The following is a 1,660-nucleotide window of genomic DNA, read 5'->3' as shown; positions in this document are numbered from 1 at the left end:
AGAAGTTAAACCTGAAGATAAGCCAGTAGCTCCAGTATTTGATAAACTTGTTATTACAGAAGTAAATGGTGATGATACTATAAAAGATCATTCAGCAACAGTTGATAGCAATAGCTTAGTGCTTAAAGGTAAATTAGAAAATTATCAAGGCGTAGCAGGAGATTACGAATTTGATATTCAAAGTAATATATTAAATAGCGTTGTAAATGATATTAAAGTTGTTGGACACATTGATGCAGATGGCACATTTACAATCAATCTTGATGCGAATATTATTGGTAATAATATTGGTTTAATTCAAGTTAAATTTGAAGGTAAAGCAGATGTTGTTACTATATTAGAAGCTGCAAGTAAAGAAGTAGATGCTAAAGTTGATGTTGAAATTGCAGGCAATGGTGTTAATGTTGAAAATACTTTAAATAATAATAAGGTTCTTACAATTAGTGGAACAATTAAACCAGTTGATGCTAATGGAAATGCTGTTGAATTTGTTGAAAATAAAGCTCTTGTTAAAATTAATGATAAAGTTGTTGATGTTACATTTAATAAAGATGGCTCATTTACAACTACTTATACTCCAGAAAAAGATGGAGAAGTTAAGGTAGAAGTAACTTATAATGTAAATGATAAAATAGTATCTGATGTTGCTACAACGACAATAGACACTACAGCTCCATTATTAGGAGAATTAACAGGAACTCCAGATTTAAATGGTAATTATGTTGTAGAAGGTAAAACAGAGCCAAATGCAGTGGTAACAATAAATGGTAAAACTGAAGTAAAAGCTGATGCTGATGGTAACTTTAAAGCAACATTAAATGATGTAAAAGATGGTGAAAAATTAGAATTAGTAGCTAAAGATGAAGCTGGAAATATTAGTAATGTTGGCACAATAAACGCTAAGTTAGATACTAAAGAAGGCACTTTAGAATTTAAAGTATTCCAAGGCGATGAAGATGGATTCTTTAATAACTTAACTGAAATTCCAAATGGTGGTAGAACATTTGATACTACTCCAACATTTATAGGTAAATCAGTTGCTAATGATACTTTAGTATTATTATTTGTAAAACCAAATAATGCTACAGGTAAAGATGAAGCAATTATGAAAGAATTCCAAGCTGCACCAGATGGAACATTTACATATACTCCTGATTTAACAAACAGAGTAGATGGTAGTGGTTGGGAAGTTGGAACATATAAAGTATATTTATCAAGCTTAAAAACAGGAGAAATGAAAGAATACTCATTTAGTTTAGATTTAAATACAGCTAAAGATGAAGTAGCTAATGATAACAATGCTACAAGTGATGTAGTTGTAGATAGCAACAATAATCAACCTACTAAAGAAGGCACTTTAGAATTTAAAGTATTCCAAGGCGATGAAGATGGATATTTCAACAACTTAACTGAAATTCCAAATGGTGGTAGAACATTTGATACTACTCCAACATTTATAGGTAAATCAGTTGCTAATGATACTTTAGTATTATTATTTGTAAAACCAAATAATGCTACAGGTAAAGATGAAGCAATTATGAAAGAATTCCAAGCTGCACCAGATGGAACATTTACATATACTCCTGATTTAACAAACAGAGTAGATGGTAGTGGTTGGGAAGTTGGAACATATAAAGTATATTTATCAAGCTTAAAAACA

General features: G+C 30.3%; 1 protein-coding gene. It reads left to right on the top strand.

What is annotated here, in order from left to right; translation table 11 throughout:
- Nucleotides 1–1,660, top strand: a 1,660-nt coding sequence (locus KJQ99_RS09320) for an Ig-like domain-containing protein (RefSeq protein WP_214150652.1), incomplete at both ends; no start/stop codon positions are given.

It is taken from the genome of Campylobacter sp. 2018MI13, assembly GCF_018501135.1.
Taxonomy (GTDB): domain Bacteria; phylum Campylobacterota; class Campylobacteria; order Campylobacterales; family Campylobacteraceae; genus Campylobacter_E.
The sequence above is the reverse complement of the archived record's forward strand: the minus strand, read 5'-3'. Positions and strand labels throughout refer to the sequence as shown.